The 18,300-nt window shown below is 37.7% G+C and carries 18 protein-coding genes and 1 riboswitch; of the genes, 17 read left to right on the forward strand and 1 reads right to left on the reverse strand.

Annotated features, from left to right (window positions below; translation table 11 throughout):
• Positions 1–389 precede the first annotated feature (389 nt).
• From QDN89_RS21750 to QDN89_RS21760, 3 genes are read left to right on the forward strand one after another with little or no spacing between them, the layout of a single operon-like run.
• On the forward strand, positions 390–1,193 hold the full coding sequence (locus QDN89_RS21750; RefSeq protein ID WP_280772294.1) for a GDSL-type esterase/lipase family protein: 804 nt from the start codon (positions 390–392) through the stop codon (positions 1,191–1,193).
• The gene (locus QDN89_RS21755; protein ID WP_280772295.1) at positions 1,186–2,103 is read left to right on the forward strand and encodes an ABC transporter ATP-binding protein; all 918 of its coding nucleotides are present in this window, start codon (positions 1,186–1,188) and stop codon (positions 2,101–2,103) included. The genes QDN89_RS21750 and QDN89_RS21755 overlap by 8 nt, the downstream gene beginning before the upstream one ends.
• The gene (locus tag QDN89_RS21760; RefSeq protein WP_280772296.1) at positions 2,096–3,076 is read left to right on the forward strand and encodes an ABC transporter permease subunit; all 981 of its coding nucleotides are present in this window, start codon (positions 2,096–2,098) and stop codon (positions 3,074–3,076) included. The genes QDN89_RS21755 and QDN89_RS21760 overlap by 8 nt, the downstream gene beginning before the upstream one ends.
• 65 nt (positions 3,077–3,141) lie before the next feature.
• Here QDN89_RS21760 and QDN89_RS21765 read toward each other — a convergent pair whose 3' ends face one another.
• Positions 3,142–3,651, reverse strand: coding sequence for a helix-turn-helix domain-containing protein (locus QDN89_RS21765; RefSeq protein ID WP_280772297.1), 510 nt, complete (start codon positions 3,649–3,651; stop codon positions 3,142–3,144).
• Between the two features lie 93 nt (positions 3,652–3,744).
• On the opposite strand from QDN89_RS21765, the gene QDN89_RS21770 reads away from it, so the two are divergent.
• The 14 genes from QDN89_RS21770 (at position 3,745) to QDN89_RS21835 (ending at position 17,561) form a co-directional block, all read left to right on the forward strand.
• Positions 3,745–4,332, forward strand: a complete 588-nt coding sequence (locus tag QDN89_RS21770) for a vWA domain-containing protein (RefSeq protein ID WP_280772298.1) — start codon at positions 3,745–3,747, stop codon at positions 4,330–4,332.
• 623 nt (positions 4,333–4,955) lie between these two features.
• Positions 4,956–5,378, forward strand: a complete 423-nt coding sequence (locus QDN89_RS21775) for an RrF2 family transcriptional regulator (protein WP_280772299.1) — start codon at positions 4,956–4,958, stop codon at positions 5,376–5,378.
• Between the two features lie 131 nt (positions 5,379–5,509).
• The gene (locus tag QDN89_RS21780; RefSeq protein WP_280772300.1) at positions 5,510–5,839 is read left to right on the forward strand and encodes an IDEAL domain-containing protein; all 330 of its coding nucleotides are present in this window, start codon (positions 5,510–5,512) and stop codon (positions 5,837–5,839) included.
• Positions 5,840–6,006: 167 nt separating this feature from the next.
• Positions 6,007–6,085, forward strand: a riboswitch (ZMP/ZTP riboswitch).
• A 252-nt stretch (positions 6,086–6,337) separates the two neighbouring features.
• Positions 6,338–7,534 (forward strand): phosphoglycerate dehydrogenase, encoded by a 1,197-nt coding sequence (locus tag QDN89_RS21785; protein ID WP_280772301.1) that lies wholly within the window; start codon positions 6,338–6,340, stop codon positions 7,532–7,534.
• A gap of 235 nt (positions 7,535–7,769) precedes the next feature.
• Positions 7,770–8,846 carry a GTP pyrophosphokinase gene (locus QDN89_RS21790; protein ID WP_280772302.1) on the forward strand — a complete coding sequence of 359 codons (1,077 nt, stop codon included), beginning with the start codon at positions 7,770–7,772 and terminating at the stop codon, positions 8,844–8,846.
• Between the two features lie 173 nt (positions 8,847–9,019).
• Entirely contained in the window at positions 9,020–9,544 is a 525-nt protein-coding gene (locus QDN89_RS21795) for a MauE/DoxX family redox-associated membrane protein (RefSeq protein WP_280772303.1), read from the forward strand.
• Positions 9,545–9,555: 11 nt separating this feature from the next.
• Positions 9,556–10,137, forward strand: coding sequence for a redoxin domain-containing protein (locus QDN89_RS21800; protein ID WP_280772304.1), 582 nt, complete (start codon positions 9,556–9,558; stop codon positions 10,135–10,137).
• On the forward strand, positions 10,134–10,559 hold the full coding sequence (locus tag QDN89_RS21805; RefSeq protein WP_280772305.1) for a hypothetical protein: 426 nt from the start codon (positions 10,134–10,136) through the stop codon (positions 10,557–10,559). Before QDN89_RS21800 ends, QDN89_RS21805 begins: the two co-directional genes overlap by 4 nt.
• An 85-nt stretch (positions 10,560–10,644) precedes the next feature.
• Positions 10,645–11,232, forward strand: a complete 588-nt coding sequence (locus tag QDN89_RS21810; protein WP_280772306.1) for a hypothetical protein — start codon at positions 10,645–10,647, stop codon at positions 11,230–11,232.
• A gap of 215 nt (positions 11,233–11,447) precedes the next feature.
• Positions 11,448–14,021 carry a helicase-related protein gene (locus QDN89_RS21815; protein WP_280772307.1) on the forward strand — a complete coding sequence of 858 codons (2,574 nt, stop codon included), beginning with the start codon at positions 11,448–11,450 and terminating at the stop codon, positions 14,019–14,021.
• A 237-nt stretch (positions 14,022–14,258) separates the two neighbouring features.
• Complete coding sequence (locus QDN89_RS21820; protein WP_280772308.1) at positions 14,259–14,558, forward strand: YhdT family protein; 300 nt, start codon at positions 14,259–14,261, stop codon at positions 14,556–14,558.
• Entirely contained in the window at positions 14,555–16,015 is a 1,461-nt protein-coding gene (gene panF / locus QDN89_RS21825; RefSeq protein ID WP_280772309.1) for a sodium/pantothenate symporter, read from the forward strand. The genes QDN89_RS21820 and panF overlap by 4 nt, the downstream gene beginning before the upstream one ends.
• A 241-nt stretch (positions 16,016–16,256) precedes the next feature.
• On the forward strand, positions 16,257–16,901 hold the full coding sequence (locus QDN89_RS21830) for a CAP domain-containing protein (RefSeq protein ID WP_280772310.1): 645 nt from the start codon (positions 16,257–16,259) through the stop codon (positions 16,899–16,901).
• Between the two features lie 21 nt (positions 16,902–16,922).
• Complete coding sequence (locus QDN89_RS21835; protein WP_280772311.1) at positions 16,923–17,561, forward strand: cell wall hydrolase; 639 nt, start codon at positions 16,923–16,925, stop codon at positions 17,559–17,561.
• The last annotated feature ends 739 nt before the right edge of the window (positions 17,562–18,300 follow it).

Raw genomic sequence — 18,300 nt, forward strand, 5'->3', positions numbered from 1 at the left:
CGCTCTTAGTTTTGAGCGTGTCCTTTTGGACTTGTCACCGCTCCTCCTATGAAGCAAGCATAAGAGGAACAAGTAAAAAAAGTTAGTCGTTTTTTTCAAAGTGTCCTTGACATGGGGTCCACTTTAGTTTTTAAAAAGGAAGGTGTTTTTCATTCACGGAAATTGGCTCGTCTAACTCTTAATTTGTGGGTTGTTGAGCGATGTTAAATGCCGTCATACATCATTCGACCTGCATTTTTCTGGAAATATCATTGTCTTTTTCCAAGCCTAATTAACGGTTAAATCTTTTGTACTATGATACGATGAAATAAAAACATGACGGTCAAACACCCGTTCTAATTCGTAGTGTTTTATGGAATGTTTATCATCAAACGAAGGGGCGACACGGGATGAAAATAAATTTGGTCAACGTTGTCACAACGCTATCTGTTTTAGCTACAATCGCCTGGATTGTCGGCATGGGCATAACGATCAATGATCAACTTTTGACAACGACGTCATCATCACAAGAATGGACAACGACACCAAATGAACCAGAAGAGCAAACGAGTGGCCTTTTTATCTTGGCTTTAGGTGACTCGCTCACTCGAGGAACTGGAGATACGACAGGGCAAGGGTATGTGACGTATGTATTGGAAGACTTGAAATCGAGTGGTGATAACTCGATCAACTTGTCCAATTTAGCTGTCGGAGGATTCACGTCCGAGCAACTCATTGATCAACTGCAAGAATCCGAAATACAAAGGCAAATTGCGCAGGCTGATATGATTTTCATGACGATCGGTGGGAATGACTTATTCCAAGGAGGACAAGCGCTGATGGCGTATTCCTCAGAAATGATCGAGGAAACAACGCAGCAATACAAGGAAAATTTAACGTCTATTTATACAACGATCGAATCAGCTAATCCAAATGCTGTCGTTTATCACGTCGGTCTATATGATCCTTTTCAAGAACTAGATAATTCTAATCAAACATCAAGCACAGTTCGCCAGTGGAATTTTGAATCAGCTGAAATTGCTGCTTCGTTTGACAACGTCGTCTACGTCCCGAGCTATGATCTTTTCGAATTAAATGTGAGTGATTTTTTGTTTAGCGATCAATTTCACCCAAATAATAGAGGTTACGAGTTAATTGGTCGACGTCTCGCATCTCTTCTTTCATTAGAGCAAGGGGGACAAGTCAATGACTGATCTGCCATCAACCTTAGTCGTAAAAAATTTATGCAAAAAGATTGGTAGAAAAGAAATCATTAAGAACCTTTCCTTTGAATTAAAAGAAGGGGAAGTATTTGGTTTTCTAGGACCGAATGGATCTGGAAAAACAACGACGGTTCGCATGCTCGTAGGATTAATCAAACCGACATCCGGTGAGGTCCATATTTATGGGCACCACTTGCAGAAGGATTTCATTAAGGCGATCGACAACATTGGCTGTATCGTTGAAAACCCAGAACTTTATCCGTATTTAACAGGGTGGGAAAATTTGCAGCAGTTTGCGCGCATGGTTCCAGGGATTAAGAAAGCAAGGTTAAAAGAAGTAGTCGACCTCGTCGGCTTACAAAATAGGATCCATGATACAGTCAAAACCTATTCATTAGGGATGCGGCAGAGGCTTGGCATTGCTCAAGCGCTATTAGGGAAACCGAAAGTGCTTATTTTGGATGAACCAACGAACGGTCTTGACCCTGGAGGAATAAGAGAAATGCGAGAGTTCATTCGCACGTTAGCCGAGCGAGATAAAATTAGCATTCTCGTCTCTTCTCATTTGCTTAGCGAAATTCAGTTAATGTGTGACCGAGTTGCGATCATTTCCAAAGGACAAATCATCAAAATTGACTCTGTTGAACATCTCCTTGCTGCACAAGAACGAGTCTGGTGGACATTGGACCCAGTTGCTGAAGGGAAACAAATTATCTCAAAGACGATGACGATTTTTTCTGAAAAAGAAGGTGTCATTGTTACAAATTACGATGAAAAAAACATTGCTTCTGTTAATGAGACATTAGTCCGAAAAGGTGTGAGAGTACACGGGATAGAAGTGAAACTCCCTACCCTCGAAGATCTGTTTATTGAATTGACAGGAGGGGAGACCATTGATTAATCTCGTTCACAATGAAATGATCAAACTTGTTCGTAAAAAAAGACTTTACGTCATCATTGCGATCATCGCTGTCCTCGTTTTTTTATTTACGTACGCTCAAATGAAACAAGTAGAATCGATGCAAGAACGATTAGGAACGATGGACTGGCGAACCGAGCTCCAACAAGAGATTACCAATACACAAAATCGGTTGAACTCCAGCGGCATCTCTGATGAATGGAGAGGGTATTTACAGATCCAAGTAAGTCAGCAACAATACTATTTGGAACAAGATATTAACCCGTCTGCTCCTGGTGCACCAACGTTTATGCGAGTTTTTATCGAGAATTCCATCGATCTTGTTTTACCACTATTAGTGGTCGTCGTCGTTGCTGACCTTGTTTCTTCGGAATCTAGTGTTGGCACTATCAAAATGCTGCTCACGAGACCTGTCAAGAGGTGGCGGATTTTATTTAGCAAATTGTTGACAATGATTTTATCCGTTTCCTTTATCGTTTTATCCCTCGGGTTCTTATCTTACGCCATTTCTGGGGCTGTTTTTGGCTATTCGGGGTGGAACTTACCCATCCTTACAGGGTTTGCGATAGAAGGAGAAGAACTTGTCACAACGAATGTACGCTTAATCGAACAATGGCAATACATTCTTATGGAGCTTGGCCTCACGTGGTTTGTTGGCATTACCGTTGGTGCGATCACGTTGATGCTGTCTGTGATCATGCGAAGTACAGCGGCTGTGATGGGTGTCATGTTAGCGGCGTTAATTTCAGGCGCGATCTTGTCTAACATGGTTTCTTCTTGGGAATCAGCAAAGTATTTTTTTATGGTAAATTTACGTGTCACAAACTACATTAGCGGAATGGGTGCACCAATCGACGGCATGAGTCTCGGTTTTTCTTTATCGGTGTTGGCTATATGGGGGCTTGCTGCTTTAGTGATTGCCTTTATTACGTTTACCCGTAAAGATGTTTATTGAAAAAACGCTGTACTAAACAAATCGTATCACGACAAAATTAGGTCTCCTTTTCGGGACCTAGTTTTTTATTGTCCTCCAGAAAGAGGTTTTTCGTTAAAATATTCTAACGCATGATTCACATGGTCAATATCGTAAATGTTTCTTTCTAAGCAGAATTGAATGATTAAATCACAAGTATCGCTATTAGATAGAGAATGCCCTCCTGAACTCAGGAGCTCTGCTACTTGAATTTCCTTTAGTTCTAGGGCTAAGGAAAGAGCTAGAATCGTATGTTTTCCCGGACGATAGGCTTCATTTGAACGTATTTTTGAGAAATGTTTCCGATCGAGACCTGCTCGTTTGTAAACTTCAGGATCGGTGAAGCCTTTTTCATCGATAAACCGGAACAATACTTGCTGAAAAATTGGCTGGCGATTTGTTTTAATAAAATCTTCTAAATCTACCATTTCAATTTCTTCCTGCATGCGATCTTCCAAACGTTCAGCGCTTTGGTAAATTGCTTCATCATCCTCGACCACAATTAAATGATCTTGTATATATTGCTCCATTTCTTTAAGAAGCTGTGTTTTAAGCATCGCGTTTTCCTCCCTGAAATGTCGCTTCCTAGGCGACCTCTTATTCCGTCTTCTCCGTTATTATTATATCAATAACAGGAAAGGAAGATGAAGATGAATAAACAAGTATCAGAAATTGTTTTCTTATTAGACAGAAGCGGTTCCATGGCAGGGCTTGAAGGGGACACGATTGGAGGATTTAATGCGTTTGTGAAAAAACAATGTGAATCGGAAGGAAAAACGGTTCTTACAACGGTATTGTTTGATGATGACTATGAAATTTTGTGGAATGGAGTGGATGCAAACAGTGTGAAGCTTACGAAGAAGGAATATTACGTTCGTGGTACTACCGCTCTGTTAGATGCGGTTGGCAAGACGATTTTGGATGTTGGGTATCGACTGTCAAAGACAGAGGAAGAGCAAAGACCAGACAAAGTGATCTTTGTCATTACGACGGACGGAATGGAGAACGCGAGCTTTGAATTCACTCGTGAAAAAGTGAAAGAGTTGATCAATCATCAGCGAGAAAAATACAATTGGGAATTCCTATTCATGGGAGCAAACATTGATGCCGTGAAAGAAGCTGATCATATTGGTATCTCTAATGACAATGCCTTTTCATTTGATGCATCGAGTGATGGAGTAAGCTTGATGTATGAAGAGATTTGTGAAGTTGTTTCAGAGAAGAGAATGAAAGAATAACGTTTCTCATAAGGATTATTGTAAGGGTGTTAGCCTACTGTTGTAGATAAATTTAAGGGATTTTGGTTAGTTGTGTTTTGAGACGCGAATGAGAATGAGGGAGTAAATTCGCGTCTTAACATGCACGATTTGAACGTGATTAATGAGAAGGAGTTACGCTACTTTGCGTTCAAACATGAGAGGTAGGACATGAATAATAGGCAGGGTTTGATAGTGCCCGAGGAGCGAGCGGATCGCCGATGAAAGGAAGTAAACGGGAGTTTCATTCAATCATAGGCTAATTTAATAACAACTTAAACAATGAAACCCATCCATCCATACATAATTAACTTTATCACGACATTACAGAAGATCCGAAAGTTCAACTCTCTTTTTAATCATATAATATCCATAATAAAATACCGAGAGATTCATCGGAAAACGTTTAGTAACGCTTAAGAAAGGGGAGTTTACCTAGACTAAGCATAATAATTGACTCTCCTATCTATAATATTTATTATTACAGTATAAACTAGATTAATTGATAAATATTCATAGATTACTAATCTAGCTTTATAAACAGTATTTCGTTCAAAAGTTCGGCAGCCATCGAATATGTTTATGTTTGCCATAGGGGGGATTGAATGAACAGTAATTTTACACTAGCTATTCATAGTTTAACTCTCCTAGCATTGAAACCAGACAGTATGTCTTCTAGTAAAGCAATAGCTGAGAGTGCTTGTGTTCATCCTGTTCGTATTCGAAACGTATTAAGTTTGTTGCGAAAACATGGCTTTATCGAATCGAAAGAAGGAACGGGTGGTGGATTTATTTTCACTTTAAATCCAGCAAAGGTAACACTATGGGATATTTATAAAGCAACTTCTGAAGGAGCTTTGCAGCCAAAGTGTCCAGAAGCAAATGAGGAATGCATTGTTGGGGCAAATATGAAAAATGTGTTATTTAGTATTTTCATAGGAGCCGAAGAACATCTAGGAGAGTACTTGAAAAAATATACGATTAAAGATGTCGTTGAGTTTGTAAATAACGAACCAGAAAAGTATTGAGTAAATGATAAAAGAAAGTAAAACTTCACATAAAATGTAATATTTTATATTACAGATTACAGTTAGTAACTTTTACGTAAAAATAACGATTTATTTCCAACATAATAATTAAGAAGGAGTAGGTGAAAGCAATGATTTTAAATAATATTTCTACCTTGAGTAAGGGCGATTGGGTTAAAGGCAAACCGCAGAATGGTGAATTGATCATTGGTTTTGTTGAACGAATGGGCTCTTTAGAAGGGGTTGTTAGTGTAACGGTAGCCACGAGTGATAAGAAAGACACTGTAGGAAAAACGATTCAAATGCTTACTAAAAATGTGGAAAAATTACCTGAATTTCAGGCTGAAACAGAAGAAGAATTACAGTATTTAATTGATTTAGCGTTATTAACGGGAGATGAAGATTGGTTTTTAGAACTGACATCAAAGTTAAACAAACTAAGACAACCAGTAATGAAGTAGTGAGACAGTTTTTAAAAATTATTTTTTAAAGTGCGGTAAACGTTACCATTGTTTATGCATAGTGCCGCACGAGAACCGTCCCCATTCATCACTTAAACAAATTAGCGGAGTTTTCTGAATTTTAGGTTGAACGTTGTTAGATAATCTGTTACTATAAGAGAAATCAAAGGGCTATGTGTAACTGGCGAACACGGATAACCGTGAGGGAGCACATAGTTATCGTAGCCGTTCGCCTGGGCAGAGGTAAGGGATCTGAACATTCGATCCTTTACCTCTTTCTGTTTTATAATAAGGGGGATAGCGTATTAATAGCGATGAACCAGCGTTTTGAATGATTAATTGTTATTAAAAGTAACCAGAAAATGAGTGACACAAAGTGTCTTGGCAGCAAATCAACGGTAAGATTTGTTTGTAGATGTGATGTATTTCACATTTTTAACGAAATGGAAATGATCAAGGACGTAAAAAATTATTTTAAAAAGAGAAAGAGGGAAAAAGATGAGCATTCTCACAATGGATAAGGTAAAAACAATTAAAACACTAAATGATATTGCACAAAGCGGGCTAAATGTATTTAATAACGATCGTTATATGGTTGATAAAGATAGTGAACATCCTGATGCTATCGTTGTACGTAGTTTTAATATGCATGACTTAGAATTAGATAGTAATCTAAAGGCAATCGCTCGAGCTGGAGCGGGTGTCAATAATATTCCTGTTGATAAATGTACAGAACGAGGCATCGTAGCATTTAATACACCGGGTGCGAATGCAAACGCAGTAAAAGAACTTGTGTTAACGACTTTAATGGCTTCATCTCGTAACCTCTTTGACGGTATTACATGGGCCAAAACACTTGAGGGAGAAACAGAAGTTGCGAAGCGCGTAGAAACAGGCAAGAAACAGTTTGTTGGAAAAGAAATCAAAGGAAAAACGTTAGGAGTAATCGGCTTAGGAGCAATTGGTGCTCTAGTTGCAAACGATGCGCTTCGTCTAGATATGGATGTTGTTGCCTATGACCCATTCATTTCTATTGATGCGGCATGGAGCTTGTCTCGTAAAGTGCATAGAGCGATGTCGATTGAGCAAGTCTTTGCTGAATCCGATTATATTACTGTTCACGTTCCATTAACTGAGGACACGAAAGACATGTTCCATGAAGAAGTGTTCCGTCTCATGAAACCTGGTGTTCATATTTTGAACTTTTCTCGTGATGGTCTTATCAATGAAGAAGACATGGCGGCGGCACTCGAGAGTGGAAAAGTAGGGAAGTATATTACTGATTTTCCTAATGAAAATGTATTGAAAATGAAAAATGCTGTTCCAATTCCTCATCTTGGTGCATCTACACAAGAATCAGAAGAAAATTGTGCGATCATGGCGGCTAGACAAGTAAAAGAATTTTTGGAAACAGGTAATATTAAAAATTCAGTGAATTTCCCTAATGCGTCATTACCATATACAGGGAAACCTCGTGTTGCAGCATTTCACAAAAATGTTCCAAACATGGTTGGACAACTTTCAACTGCTATCTCAGAGTATGATTTGAACATCGCTGACATGGTAAACAGAAGTCGAGGCGATTATGCGTACACGATGATCGATATTGATAATGAAGTGAATGGGGACATTATTCCAGGTTTAGAAGCAAAAATCAAAGAAATCGAAGGCATTGTTACCGTTCGTACGTTTTAGTTAATGTTGGAAGTGAGAGGGACTGCCTCTTGCTTCTTTTTTTTGGCATTGGGGATTTAATCATAGTGATCGACATTGTTCGTTTTGCAGGATATTTCCTATCTTTGTTGAACTACTAGTAAGGTATAAAGTTTTCTTGCACAAAAGTAAAAATTGAAGTTTTTCTTTGCAAAGAAGAATGTTCGTTAATAAACAACTTAATAATAAGGATGCATGGAGATGTTGGGAGGGGAAAATGGTGAAAGATTATCAAGGGATATTGCAAAGTTATGACGAAGAGATAGCGATTTATGAAGCATTCGCACCAAAGGTAAGTAGGTTAATTAGAGAACTTGCTATTCAAGATGGAATAGATTTATATGATACGCGTTATCGAGTAAAAAAAAGAGGGAATCTCGAGAAAAAGATCATTAGAAAAAATCAAAAGTACAATAAATTAACGGATATAACAGATATATTAGGATTAAGGATTATTACTTATTTTAATGATGATGTTGATCGATTCATAGCTTTAATTGAAAGAGAGTTTACCGTTGATAAAATAAACACGGTTGATAAACGAAATATTGACCCTGATCGTTTTGGTTATTCGTCTGTTCACTATATAGTTTCTTTAACAGAGAAAACATCGAAGTTACCAGAATATACGCCATTCAGTGAACTGAAATTTGAGATACAAATAAGATCAATATTACAGCATGCTTGGGCAGAGATAGAACATGACTTAGGATATAAAACGAAAAAAGAAATTCCGCGAGCGATAAGAAGGGACTTCTCTCGCGTATCAAGTTTATTGGAACTTGCAGACAACGAGTTTAGTAGAATTAAGAAATACTTAGAAAAATATAGTGACGATATCGAAAGTAAAGTAGCGGAAGAAACGTATGAAATTGCTATTGATAAGATCTCTCTACAAGAATATTTGTATCAATCAGCGATTATAAAAGAAATTAATGATGAAATGTTGGAACATACGGGCGGAACAGTAGTTATCGAAAATAATGGTGTCATTTCTAAATATATCAATAGCTTAGAATTTTTTAATATCGTGACGATCGAAGAATTAGATACGATGTTAAAAGATAATAAACAAGCGATTATCTCATTTTATAAACAGTGGAACTTTGGTGAAATGCGCCTTTTTCTCGAAAAAGATTCCCCCCTTCTTTACATGTTTTATGTGCTTATCTATCGAGAATATCATGAAGATTATTTAAGGGATTACATAAAGGCAAGTCCGATTGAGGATAATTTAACAGAAGGATTAGTCGCTGAATTTAACTTATTAAAAGAAAGAAACATTACGTTATGATTAAGAGTGAAACTGCGCTAGGTCAGAATATCTGACCTAGCTTTTTGGTGTTTGAAAACATGGGTGTCATTCATAGCATGTATGGAGAAGTTGTTCTCATATAGGAAGCACAATCATGTTACATCGCACATAAATTATACAATACAACGGTTGAATGGGGAGGTGGAAGTGCATTGCCAATTGGAAGTATTATCCTCATTCACGTCTTCTCTTTCTTTATGATTTCAGCAGTATCGAAACTTATTTCGTATAAAGCATTTCTTCAATTTGTCGTTAACTTTCATCTATTCCCAAGACGTATCTCACTAATAATAGGAAGTCTCATTCCTTATGTCGAGTTGATGGGGGCAGCACTTCTGCTTCTTGAGCCAACTCGTTCAAAGGGAGCAATTATTTTACTATCTCTTTTGACAATGTTTAGTTATGCAGTCACACAAGTTTTGCGATCAAAACGACGAATCACTTGTGGCTGTTATGGGAGGCTTATCGATGCAACGGTAGATCGGTTTACGATAGGGAAAATCGTCTATTTTTTTCTCGTTACGATCATCATTGGATTTATCAAACCGTTGCAAAACGCTGAAATAAGTGCACTAACGATTGTGATCGGAACGTCACTAAGTTTTCTAGTGTTTGTATTACAAATAATGTGGCAACGTTATCGTGAAACGCTAGACCGTTTGCGAAAAATAAAGTGAAGGAGAGTACGATGGAAGCATTTATTTTTTATTCTGTAGTATTTCTTTGGATCATTCAAATCGTCATTCTATTCGCGATGTTCCTTTTGTTTCGTCAGTTTGGGGAAGTTTATTTAACTAAAGGAGAAGCAGTTGCAAAAGATGGATTAGCAATTGGTAAAGAAACTCCCTCTATTAAAGTATTTTCACTCACGCAAAACAAAGTGGTAGAACTAAAAGAGCTCTTTCATCGACCAACGTTATTAACGTTCCTATCACCTAACTGTAAACCTTGTGAATCTGTAATCGAAGATTGGAATCGTGCTTACAAATCGTATTCAGACAAAGTCAATTTCTGTGTTGTCATCCTTGGTCGTGATGAAGAAGTAAAAGCATTGTTAAAGAAAGATTTTATTACTGGAGAAAAACTGTGGGATAGAAAAGAGGAGCTTTTTCATCATTTTCTCGTACGAGTAACTCCCTTTGCTTTTGCTTTGGATCAAAATGGAGTGGTTAAAGACAAAGGATTGTGCGGTAATAAAGAGCAAATCGATTTATTAGTATCTTCGGTGATGGAACTTCCTATAATTAATGATAAGGAGGAGAACAAATGATTGAAGTGATAGACCAACAAAGTAAGCGACTGGTTACAAATATCGCGAGAACATTGAGTAATAATGTTTACCTTGATCAGCTATTTTCTAATCTATTTCAAAACGTATTAAAGATCATGACGAATCCGTTTAGAATTGGAAATGCACATCCTTCTTGGTGTGAGGTCCTATTGAATCGAGGTCACTGTCGTCTTCCGAATGGTCTATTTTGTAGTCAAGCATGCAGGGACGGTGTTGGGGTAATGACCAAGTGTCCTGAAGGATATCAACCTTCTCTTAGTTGGGGGTTTAGGGTGACGGGATGTTGGTGTGACACATTTAGAGGCAGCAGCATTGTTTGTTGTGACTGCACACCGATTACCAATTCTCCTTACGAAGTAACACCTTCAGACTGCGGATGTATGCACTTCTTAGATAGTTAGGGGGAGAGTCGTGGAATACATTCTTCTCGTTACTTTTGCAATTGTGTCCGGTGTATCTGCTATTAGAACGGCTTGAGGAGTGAATGTGACCTTCGCGGTCGCCCCCCTCGGTGAGGAGGAAACGTTTTATTCTATTATTAAGCCATTGATGTATGTATTAGTAAGTACTCTTTCTGGTGCATTATTCGGCTTTTTCATTTCGACTACCTTTTATTTGGCTGTTATCGGCATTTCTGAAGCAACGAAACTTGTTCTATTGTTAGGACTTGTTTTTGTTTATCTGTTAAAGGGGTTAGGTTATATTTATGTCCCACATCCCCAACGAAAATGGCAAATCCCCTCACCATGGGTTGAGCAAAACTCGATCTTTACTATGACAGTGTGGGGAGCTATTCTTGGCGCAGGGCTTTTTACTTATAATCCGAACGTTCATTTTTGGTTGAAATATGTGTATATCGGTTTTTTTCTTCAACCAATCATTGGACTTTTGATCGGGGGTATATATGGTTTAGCTAGAGCTTTACCGTCTATCTATTTCGGATTTGTATATGTACGTTCATCAAATGAAGAGTATGCCAACGTTATGAAACACATTTGGCAGAAAGAAGACTTGTTCCGCCGCTGGAATCAGATTTTACTTTTTGTTCTTTTTATATATTTACTAGTTGGGTAATACCTCGGAAAAGAAGAAAAAATAGTCGTTTCATTGCCAAACGCTCGGATGAGAATATCCAAGTGTTTTTTGGTAATATAGGAAGTATCAGTTAAGATCCTAATCAATGGAAGTAGATATTCATTCGAGTAATATTATAATAAGGATAGAAGGACATCGAACGGATAAACATGATAATTTGTGAGATAAGTACGTTTGTTTTGGAAGGAGAAAACATGAAGGATATAGTAGACGTTCAACGTGATGCATTATCACAAACAAAAAAGAAAGTATTAGAAGATGTGGACAACTATTTAGGCAAAAAGAAAGAATTCGTTCCTTTTGACGACTATCTTTCGGATCGAAACCATTATTTACAACAAATATGGATTAATATTTGGTTAAATAAAGTAACCAACGATATTTCTAAAAAACAGAAGAAGCATTTTTTAAAAGAAAGAGATTTTGAGGTAGACGGAGTTGATCGCAAATTTATTAACCATTTGTTTCGCACCGAAATGCGAAAGTACGAGCCTTTTGATGTGTTAGAGTGGCTGAAAGGTACATTTTTTCAGCAAGAAAAGATATGGAAAAAACGCTATCTTTCGGCAAGAGAAGCGTATGTCAAGGCAGAAAAAGAAAAGCTAGTAAAGGAAGAAAAAAATGCTCTTTTGTCAGCGATAAATCATGAAGTAACGACACTGATCAATCAGAATAGATTGCTTTTTTATGTGTATATTCGTCGTTATGTTGCTGATCAGCTTGTTCATGATTTGAATAATAAAAAGTATCGCTCTGTTGATACGTTTCGTCTGGAAGAAGAATTAATTCCGGAAGGATCCTTCGATGACAAAGACTATGTGAAACTGGAAGAGTTTCTTTATGAACTGACTGGTTCTGTGCAAAAAACAATGTATTGGGAGTATGAAACGTATAGGGATACATATGAACAGTTGATTCAGAAGACTTTATCAAAGGATATAGCTCAGCTTATATTAGATCAATTGTCGAATCAGTTGAAAAAAAGGTATCGTGACGTTTTTCAAGAAGACCTTTCCCTTACGAAGTTATATGATGTTTGTATGGAACAATTGTATGACTTTCAAGGGGAATTTCATGAGAAAATAGCTGAAGAATATGTATCTGATCTCTTAACGGTTGCAGCGATTCCATTTGATGAAGAGACGCATAAGGAGCTATATAAGAATGATCTTAAAGCTAGTGAAGAACGTGACCAAAAAGAACAGGTTGCTTTGCAACAGAAAGAAGAAGCAGAAGAACGAATGCTTGACGACATATTTGGTCGCGAATACAGTCCTTCATTAGGAAGGAATAGTCATTATGTGCTTCATATTGGAGAGACAAATACGGGGAAAACACACCAAGCGTTGGAAAGAATGAAGCAATTTTCAAGTGGGATTTACCTAGCACCTTTAAGGTTATTAGCACTAGAAGTTTACGATAAGTTGAATGCTGATGGCATTCCTTGTGCGTTGAAAACGGGGGAAGAAGAAAAGGACGTTGAAGATGCTACCCATGTTTCTTGTACTGTGGAAATGTTTCATGAACGAGATTTTTACGATGTCATGATCATCGATGAAGCACAAATGGTTGCAGACAAAGACCGAGGTTTTTCTTGGTATAAAGCGATCACGAAGGCCAATGCGAAGGAAGTACATATTATTGGTAGTCGAAATGCAAAAGAGATGGTTTTAGAGTTGTTAGGGGATGCGGATATTGATATTCGTGAATACCGTCGTGATGTCCCTCTTAAAGTAGAGCCGAAACAATTTCGATTAAAACATGCGTCGAAAGGAGATGCTCTCGTTTGTTTTTCTAGAAAACGTGTGTTAGAAACGGCATCGATTTTGGAGAACGCTGGTCATTCCGTTAGCATGATTTATGGCAGCATGCCTCCTGAAACAAGGAAAAAACAAATGCAACGATTTATCAATAAAGAGACAAGTGTGATCGTTTCCACGGACGCGATTGGTATGGGGTTAAATTTACCGATTCGACGAATTGTATTTTTAGAAAATGAAAAATTTGATGGAACGAGGAGAAGACGCTTAACTTCTCCAGAAATTAAACAGATTGCAGGTCGTGCTGGACGAAAAGGGATATATAATATTGGGAAAGTTGCGTTTACAAGTGATATTAACATGATGGCTCGCTTATTAGAAAAAGAAGATGACCTTGTTCATACATTCACTGTGGCTCCTACGAACACCATTTTTGAACGATTCCAAAGATACTCTCGAAATTTAGGTTATTTCTTTGAGTTATGGGACAAATTTTCTTGCCCTGAAGGAACGAAAAAAGCATCGTTATCGGAGGAGCGAGATTTGTACCGATTGATAAAAAATACGGAGATAGAGGCTCGTTTTTCGTTAATGGACTTGTATGGATTTTTGCATCTGCCTTTTTCAAAAAAAGAACCAGAGTTAACGAAGCAATGGAAGGATACGATGAACGCAATCGTAGAAGGAAAAGAATTGCCGGAACCTCGGATTAAAAAGAAAAGTCTTGAAGACTTAGAACTTTCCTATAAAGCGTTAGGGCTTCATTTATTGTTCTTATACCGATTGGGAAAAAGAACGGAAGCCTTGTATTGGGAGCGGATAAGGTTAGAACTAAGCGATGATGTCCATGAACAGTTGAAAACGGATGTGAAAAAAATTCAAAAAAAGTGTAAAAGATGTGGAAGGAATTTGCCGCTAGATTTTAAATATCCGATTTGTGATGCCTGTCATTGGTCAAGAAGAGGAAGAAAAAATCAGTATGATTACTTAGCGGATGAGCGGTCTTAACTATTAAGGTGACAAGCAATGAAAAAAGGCCTGTTTCGATACGGTAGAAGGTAGTCTTCTTCTGAAGAAGCAGGTACTTTTTATTACTTCAAATTGCTTCTTTATAAATTGTTTAATGATGAGAGAAATATATGATATTTTTAAGAATTGTCTCGTCATATTTTGACAGTGTACACTATCATTTAAGCATTGGTTATGATAGTGACTTACATATATTATTTTGAAAGGAGTTTTTAGATGCGCACTTCTGAGAAAGCTCCACTAGAGCGACGTTTTAGAATAGCCCATCGAGAAGCATGCATTGGCGTTACTCTAGCCGTGATTAATATCATTTGGTGGTATGGTTTTGCATACACTCTCGGTTCGAAACCTCCTGAGGATTATACATACATTTTTGGTTTTCCAGCTTGGTTTTTTTGGAGTTGTATTGTTGGATTTATTGTCATGGTATTTCTCGTCTATATCGTCGTGAAGTTTGTCCTCGTTGATATGTCATTGGAAGATGACGACACGGAAGATGGGGGGCAATCTAAATGAACTGGGATGTCTTATTGCCGTTAATACTTTTCTTAGCTGTTATCTTTTTTATAGGGGTTTGGTCTAATCGGAAAATGGTGAAGTCGACTTCGTTTTTAAGTGATTATTTCTTAGGCAGTCGTGAGTTAGGTGGCTTAGTTCTTGCGATGACGATGGTTGCTACATATGGAAGTGCTTCTAGTTTTCTTGGTGGACCAGGTGCAGCTTACTCGATTGGATTAGGTTGGGTTTTACTTGCAATGACACAAGTGGCCACGGGATATTTTGTTCTATTAGTATTAGGGAAAAAATTCGCGATTGTTGCTAGACGTTATAAAGCAGTGACGCTAATTGATTTTTTGAAGGAACGTTACAACAGTAAACCTGTTGTTCTTTTATCTGCATTGAGTATTATTATCTTTTTATTTGCAGCAATGGCCGCTCAGTGGATTGGTGGTGCGTATTTAATTCAGTCCATCACTGGATTGACCTATACGTCAGCACTATTTGTGTTTGCGATTGCTGTTCTCATTTATGTGATTATCGGTGGCTTTCGAGCGGTAGCTTTTACTGATACATTTCAAGGTATCGTGATGTTTATCGGTACGCTTTTACTGCTTATAGGTGTCGTTATTGCTGGTGGGGGACTGGATGCGATTTTTAATGATTTAATGAATGAAAATCCAAATCTTGTGACGCCTTATGGTCAGGATGGACAGCTAACGGCTCTTTACGTTTCGTCTTTTTGGATATTAGTTGGAGTAGGCGTAATTGGTTTACCTCAAGTGGCGGTTCGTGCCATGTCTTACAGAGATTCTAGGTCGATGCACCGTGCCTTGATTATTGGCACGATTGTTGTCGGATTTATTATGTTGAATATGCATTTAATCGGAGTTTTCGCTAGACCAGTGTTACCAGGAATTGAGGTTGCTGATCAGGTGATTCCGCTCATAGCTCTTGAAGTATTGCCAGGTTGGCTTGCGGGTCTCGTATTGGCAGCGCCACTTGCGGCGATGATGTCTACAGTGGATTCATTACTCCTTCTCGTCAGTTCCTCAGTTGTAAAAGATGTGTATATCAATTACATCAAACCAGACGCCTCAAACAATCACATTATGAAAGTGAGTATGGGAGTGACAGGTTTCATCGGCATCGGTGTGTTTATATTAGCGATTAATCCTCCAGAGCTATTAATTATGCTAAACTTATTCGCGTTTGGCGGATTGGAAGCGGCATTTATTTGGCCGGTGGTCCTCGGTCTGTATTGGAAGTACGGTAACAAATACGGAGCACTTGCTTCGATGATTACAGGAATTGTTAGTTATATCGCCATATTTCAATATAATTCCGTCTATGGAGATCTTTTAGGTGTCCATGCCGTTGTCATCCCGGTAGTGTTGTCTCTCGTTGCATTTGTTGTATTTAGTTTACTTATTAAACGGGAAGCGTATTATTTTCCTGCAAAAACGATGTCTTAAAGGTACCTACTCTCGGTTCTATATGAATGGAGGGTAGGTTTTTTTATTTTATCAACAGCGGAGAGTCTCGTTGCTTCATTCCTGAGAAATTCCATGAATAAATACCCTCGTCTAAGTAAGTATCTATGAATTTACCAAATTAACTGGAATAAATTACAGGTTTATTATCCTATTCTCCTGCGTTACCGTATGTAAGTGTAAAAAGAATTCATTCTAACAGAAGAAAGGAAGGTCTTTATAAATGAAGAAATTTTTTGGAACTCTTTTATCTGTTACGGTAGCATTTGGGATCTATGCGGGACCAGCAGGGGCTTACGAATATTTCAACGAACCCCCTTTTGAAACTTACAAGGTAAGTCAGGGTGACAGCTTTTTCTATATTGCAGAGCGTTACGGCTTGGATTTTCGTGAGCTTCAACGCATTAATTCGGATATTGATCCTTATAACATGCAAGTGGGTTCAATCATCCGGCTAATAGAAGATGATAACAATGTAACAGAAAAATCAGAACCTACTGATAACAGCTATGAAGCAGAAGTTGTCAGGCTAGTGAATGAAGAGCGAGCAAACCACGGATTAGATCCATTAGCTAACAGTTCAGAAGTTCAAAATGTTGCTCAAGCTAAATCAAAAGATATGATTGATAAAAATTACTTTAGCCATACAAGTCCAACATACGGGTCTCCTTTTGACATGCTGGACAAATATGGTGTTGAGTATCGAACTGCAGGCGAGAATATTGCGCAAGGGCAACGGTCCCCAGAGGCAGTGGTTAATGCATGGATGAACTCTCAGGGACACCGTGAGAATATTCTAAACGCTAATTTCTCTAATATTGGCATAGGACACTATGAAAATACGTGGACACAGTTATTCACAGATTAAATATTTTTAAGGAAGAAAGGTTTGTTCAAGTTGAAAAAATTAGCAAGTGTCATATTCACAGGTTTCTTTATTTTTATAGCAGCTAACTCTGCACATTCAAATTACGAGTACTACGATGAACCACCGTTTGAAACGTATAAGGTAAGTCAAGGCGACACATTGAGCTATATTGCTAAACGTTACGGTGTGGATATGGACGATCTCTACAGCTATAACCCGGATATTGAAGGAGATTTAATCATTACTGGTCAGTCTGTTAATCTCGTAAGTAGCTCCGATGATAAGAGCTCAAACAGAATAGAGTTAAGCGCCAGTGACCGGGACCTAATGGAGCGTCTTGTTCATGCGGAAACGCGGGGACAGGAATACGATGGTAAGGTGGCAGTTGCAGAAGTCGTCTTTAACCGAGTTGACAGCAATGAGTTTCCAGAAACTGTTCGTGAGGTAATCTTGCAGGAAAGACAGTTTTCTCCAGTGGCATCAGGGGCGATAAATAATACCCCGAGTGATAAAACGATAGATGCCGTCCAGGATGCAGTGGAAGGGACTAATCTTGTAGACGACGCGTTGTTCTTTTGGAACCCGGACATCGCAACTTCACGCTGGTTAGAAAACAAGTTAGTCATTCGCACAATCGATGACCATGAGTTTTTACAATAAATATTTAAAAGAAAGCAAGGGATGTGGGTCTCTTGCTTTTATTTATAGGAGAGATTAATAAATTAATTGTAAGTGATAATACAAAGTGCAAGCTTGAACGTATAGATTCAGTTTTTCGAACAAAAAATCCCTTACTTTTAAAACAAATTTTCTAGGTGGTCTTTTTATATTAAATAAATTTAAGCGTTTTGTTGTTGGGAAAATAGCTGGACATATTAATAGATAAAAGAACGTTCATGATATAAATAACCATGTTTTTATTAATAGAAGAAAACCGTCAATAAAAATTACAAAAAAAGAGTTGTTTAAATAATGTCGACATGATATGATTGAAATCCGCTAATAAAAGTAATCAATCAACAAAAAATGATAAGAATATTTTAGTTGAAAAACATCTTGCGTTAATTTGATTATTTTGATATAGTTAAAATCTTGCTTTAAAAAGCGGAAATGTTGTTATAAAAGTTGTTGACATTAGATTCTCATTTTTGATATGATATAAGAGTTGCTTTAAAAAACAACAAACAACATTTGCACAACATTTGACCTTTGAAAACTAAACAAGAAGCCAAGCGAAGTGGGATATTTTAAAATATCCCGTCAATAGAAACAAATCGTTGAATGGAAACATTCGACAAACGCCAGACGAAAGTTTGGTTTTGATGTCATGGACATCAAGCTTGATGAAAAGTCATCATACTTTATCGGAGAGTTTGATCCTGGCTCAGGACGAACGCTG

Source organism: Salipaludibacillus daqingensis (genome assembly GCF_029891575.1).
GTDB classification, from domain to species: Bacteria; Bacillota; Bacilli; order Bacillales; family Salisediminibacteriaceae; genus Salipaludibacillus; species Salipaludibacillus daqingensis.

Coding starts and splice junctions, on each gene's coding strand:
- QDN89_RS21790 (WP_280772302.1), top strand. CDS start 7,770: ATGGTGAAAGATTATCAAGGGATATTGCAAAGTTATGACGAAGAGATA.
- QDN89_RS21780 (WP_280772300.1), top strand. CDS start 5,510: ATGATTTTAAATAATATTTCTACCTTGAGTAAGGGCGATTGGGTTAAA.
- QDN89_RS21765 (WP_280772297.1), bottom strand. CDS start 3,651: ATGCTTAAAACACAGCTTCTTAAAGAAATGGAGCAATATATACAAGAT.
- QDN89_RS21750 (WP_280772294.1), top strand. CDS start 390: ATGAAAATAAATTTGGTCAACGTTGTCACAACGCTATCTGTTTTAGCT.
- QDN89_RS21830 (WP_280772310.1), top strand. CDS start 16,257: ATGAAGAAATTTTTTGGAACTCTTTTATCTGTTACGGTAGCATTTGGG.
- QDN89_RS21815 (WP_280772307.1), top strand. CDS start 11,448: ATGAAGGATATAGTAGACGTTCAACGTGATGCATTATCACAAACAAAA.
- QDN89_RS21755 (WP_280772295.1), top strand. CDS start 1,186: ATGACTGATCTGCCATCAACCTTAGTCGTAAAAAATTTATGCAAAAAG.
- QDN89_RS21820 (WP_280772308.1), top strand. CDS start 14,259: ATGCGCACTTCTGAGAAAGCTCCACTAGAGCGACGTTTTAGAATAGCC.
- QDN89_RS21775 (WP_280772299.1), top strand. CDS start 4,956: ATGAACAGTAATTTTACACTAGCTATTCATAGTTTAACTCTCCTAGCA.
- QDN89_RS21805 (WP_280772305.1), top strand. CDS start 10,134: ATGATTGAAGTGATAGACCAACAAAGTAAGCGACTGGTTACAAATATC.
- panF (WP_280772309.1), top strand. CDS start 14,555: ATGAACTGGGATGTCTTATTGCCGTTAATACTTTTCTTAGCTGTTATC.
- QDN89_RS21785 (WP_280772301.1), top strand. CDS start 6,338: ATGAGCATTCTCACAATGGATAAGGTAAAAACAATTAAAACACTAAAT.
- QDN89_RS21800 (WP_280772304.1), top strand. CDS start 9,556: ATGGAAGCATTTATTTTTTATTCTGTAGTATTTCTTTGGATCATTCAA.
- QDN89_RS21770 (WP_280772298.1), top strand. CDS start 3,745: ATGAATAAACAAGTATCAGAAATTGTTTTCTTATTAGACAGAAGCGGT.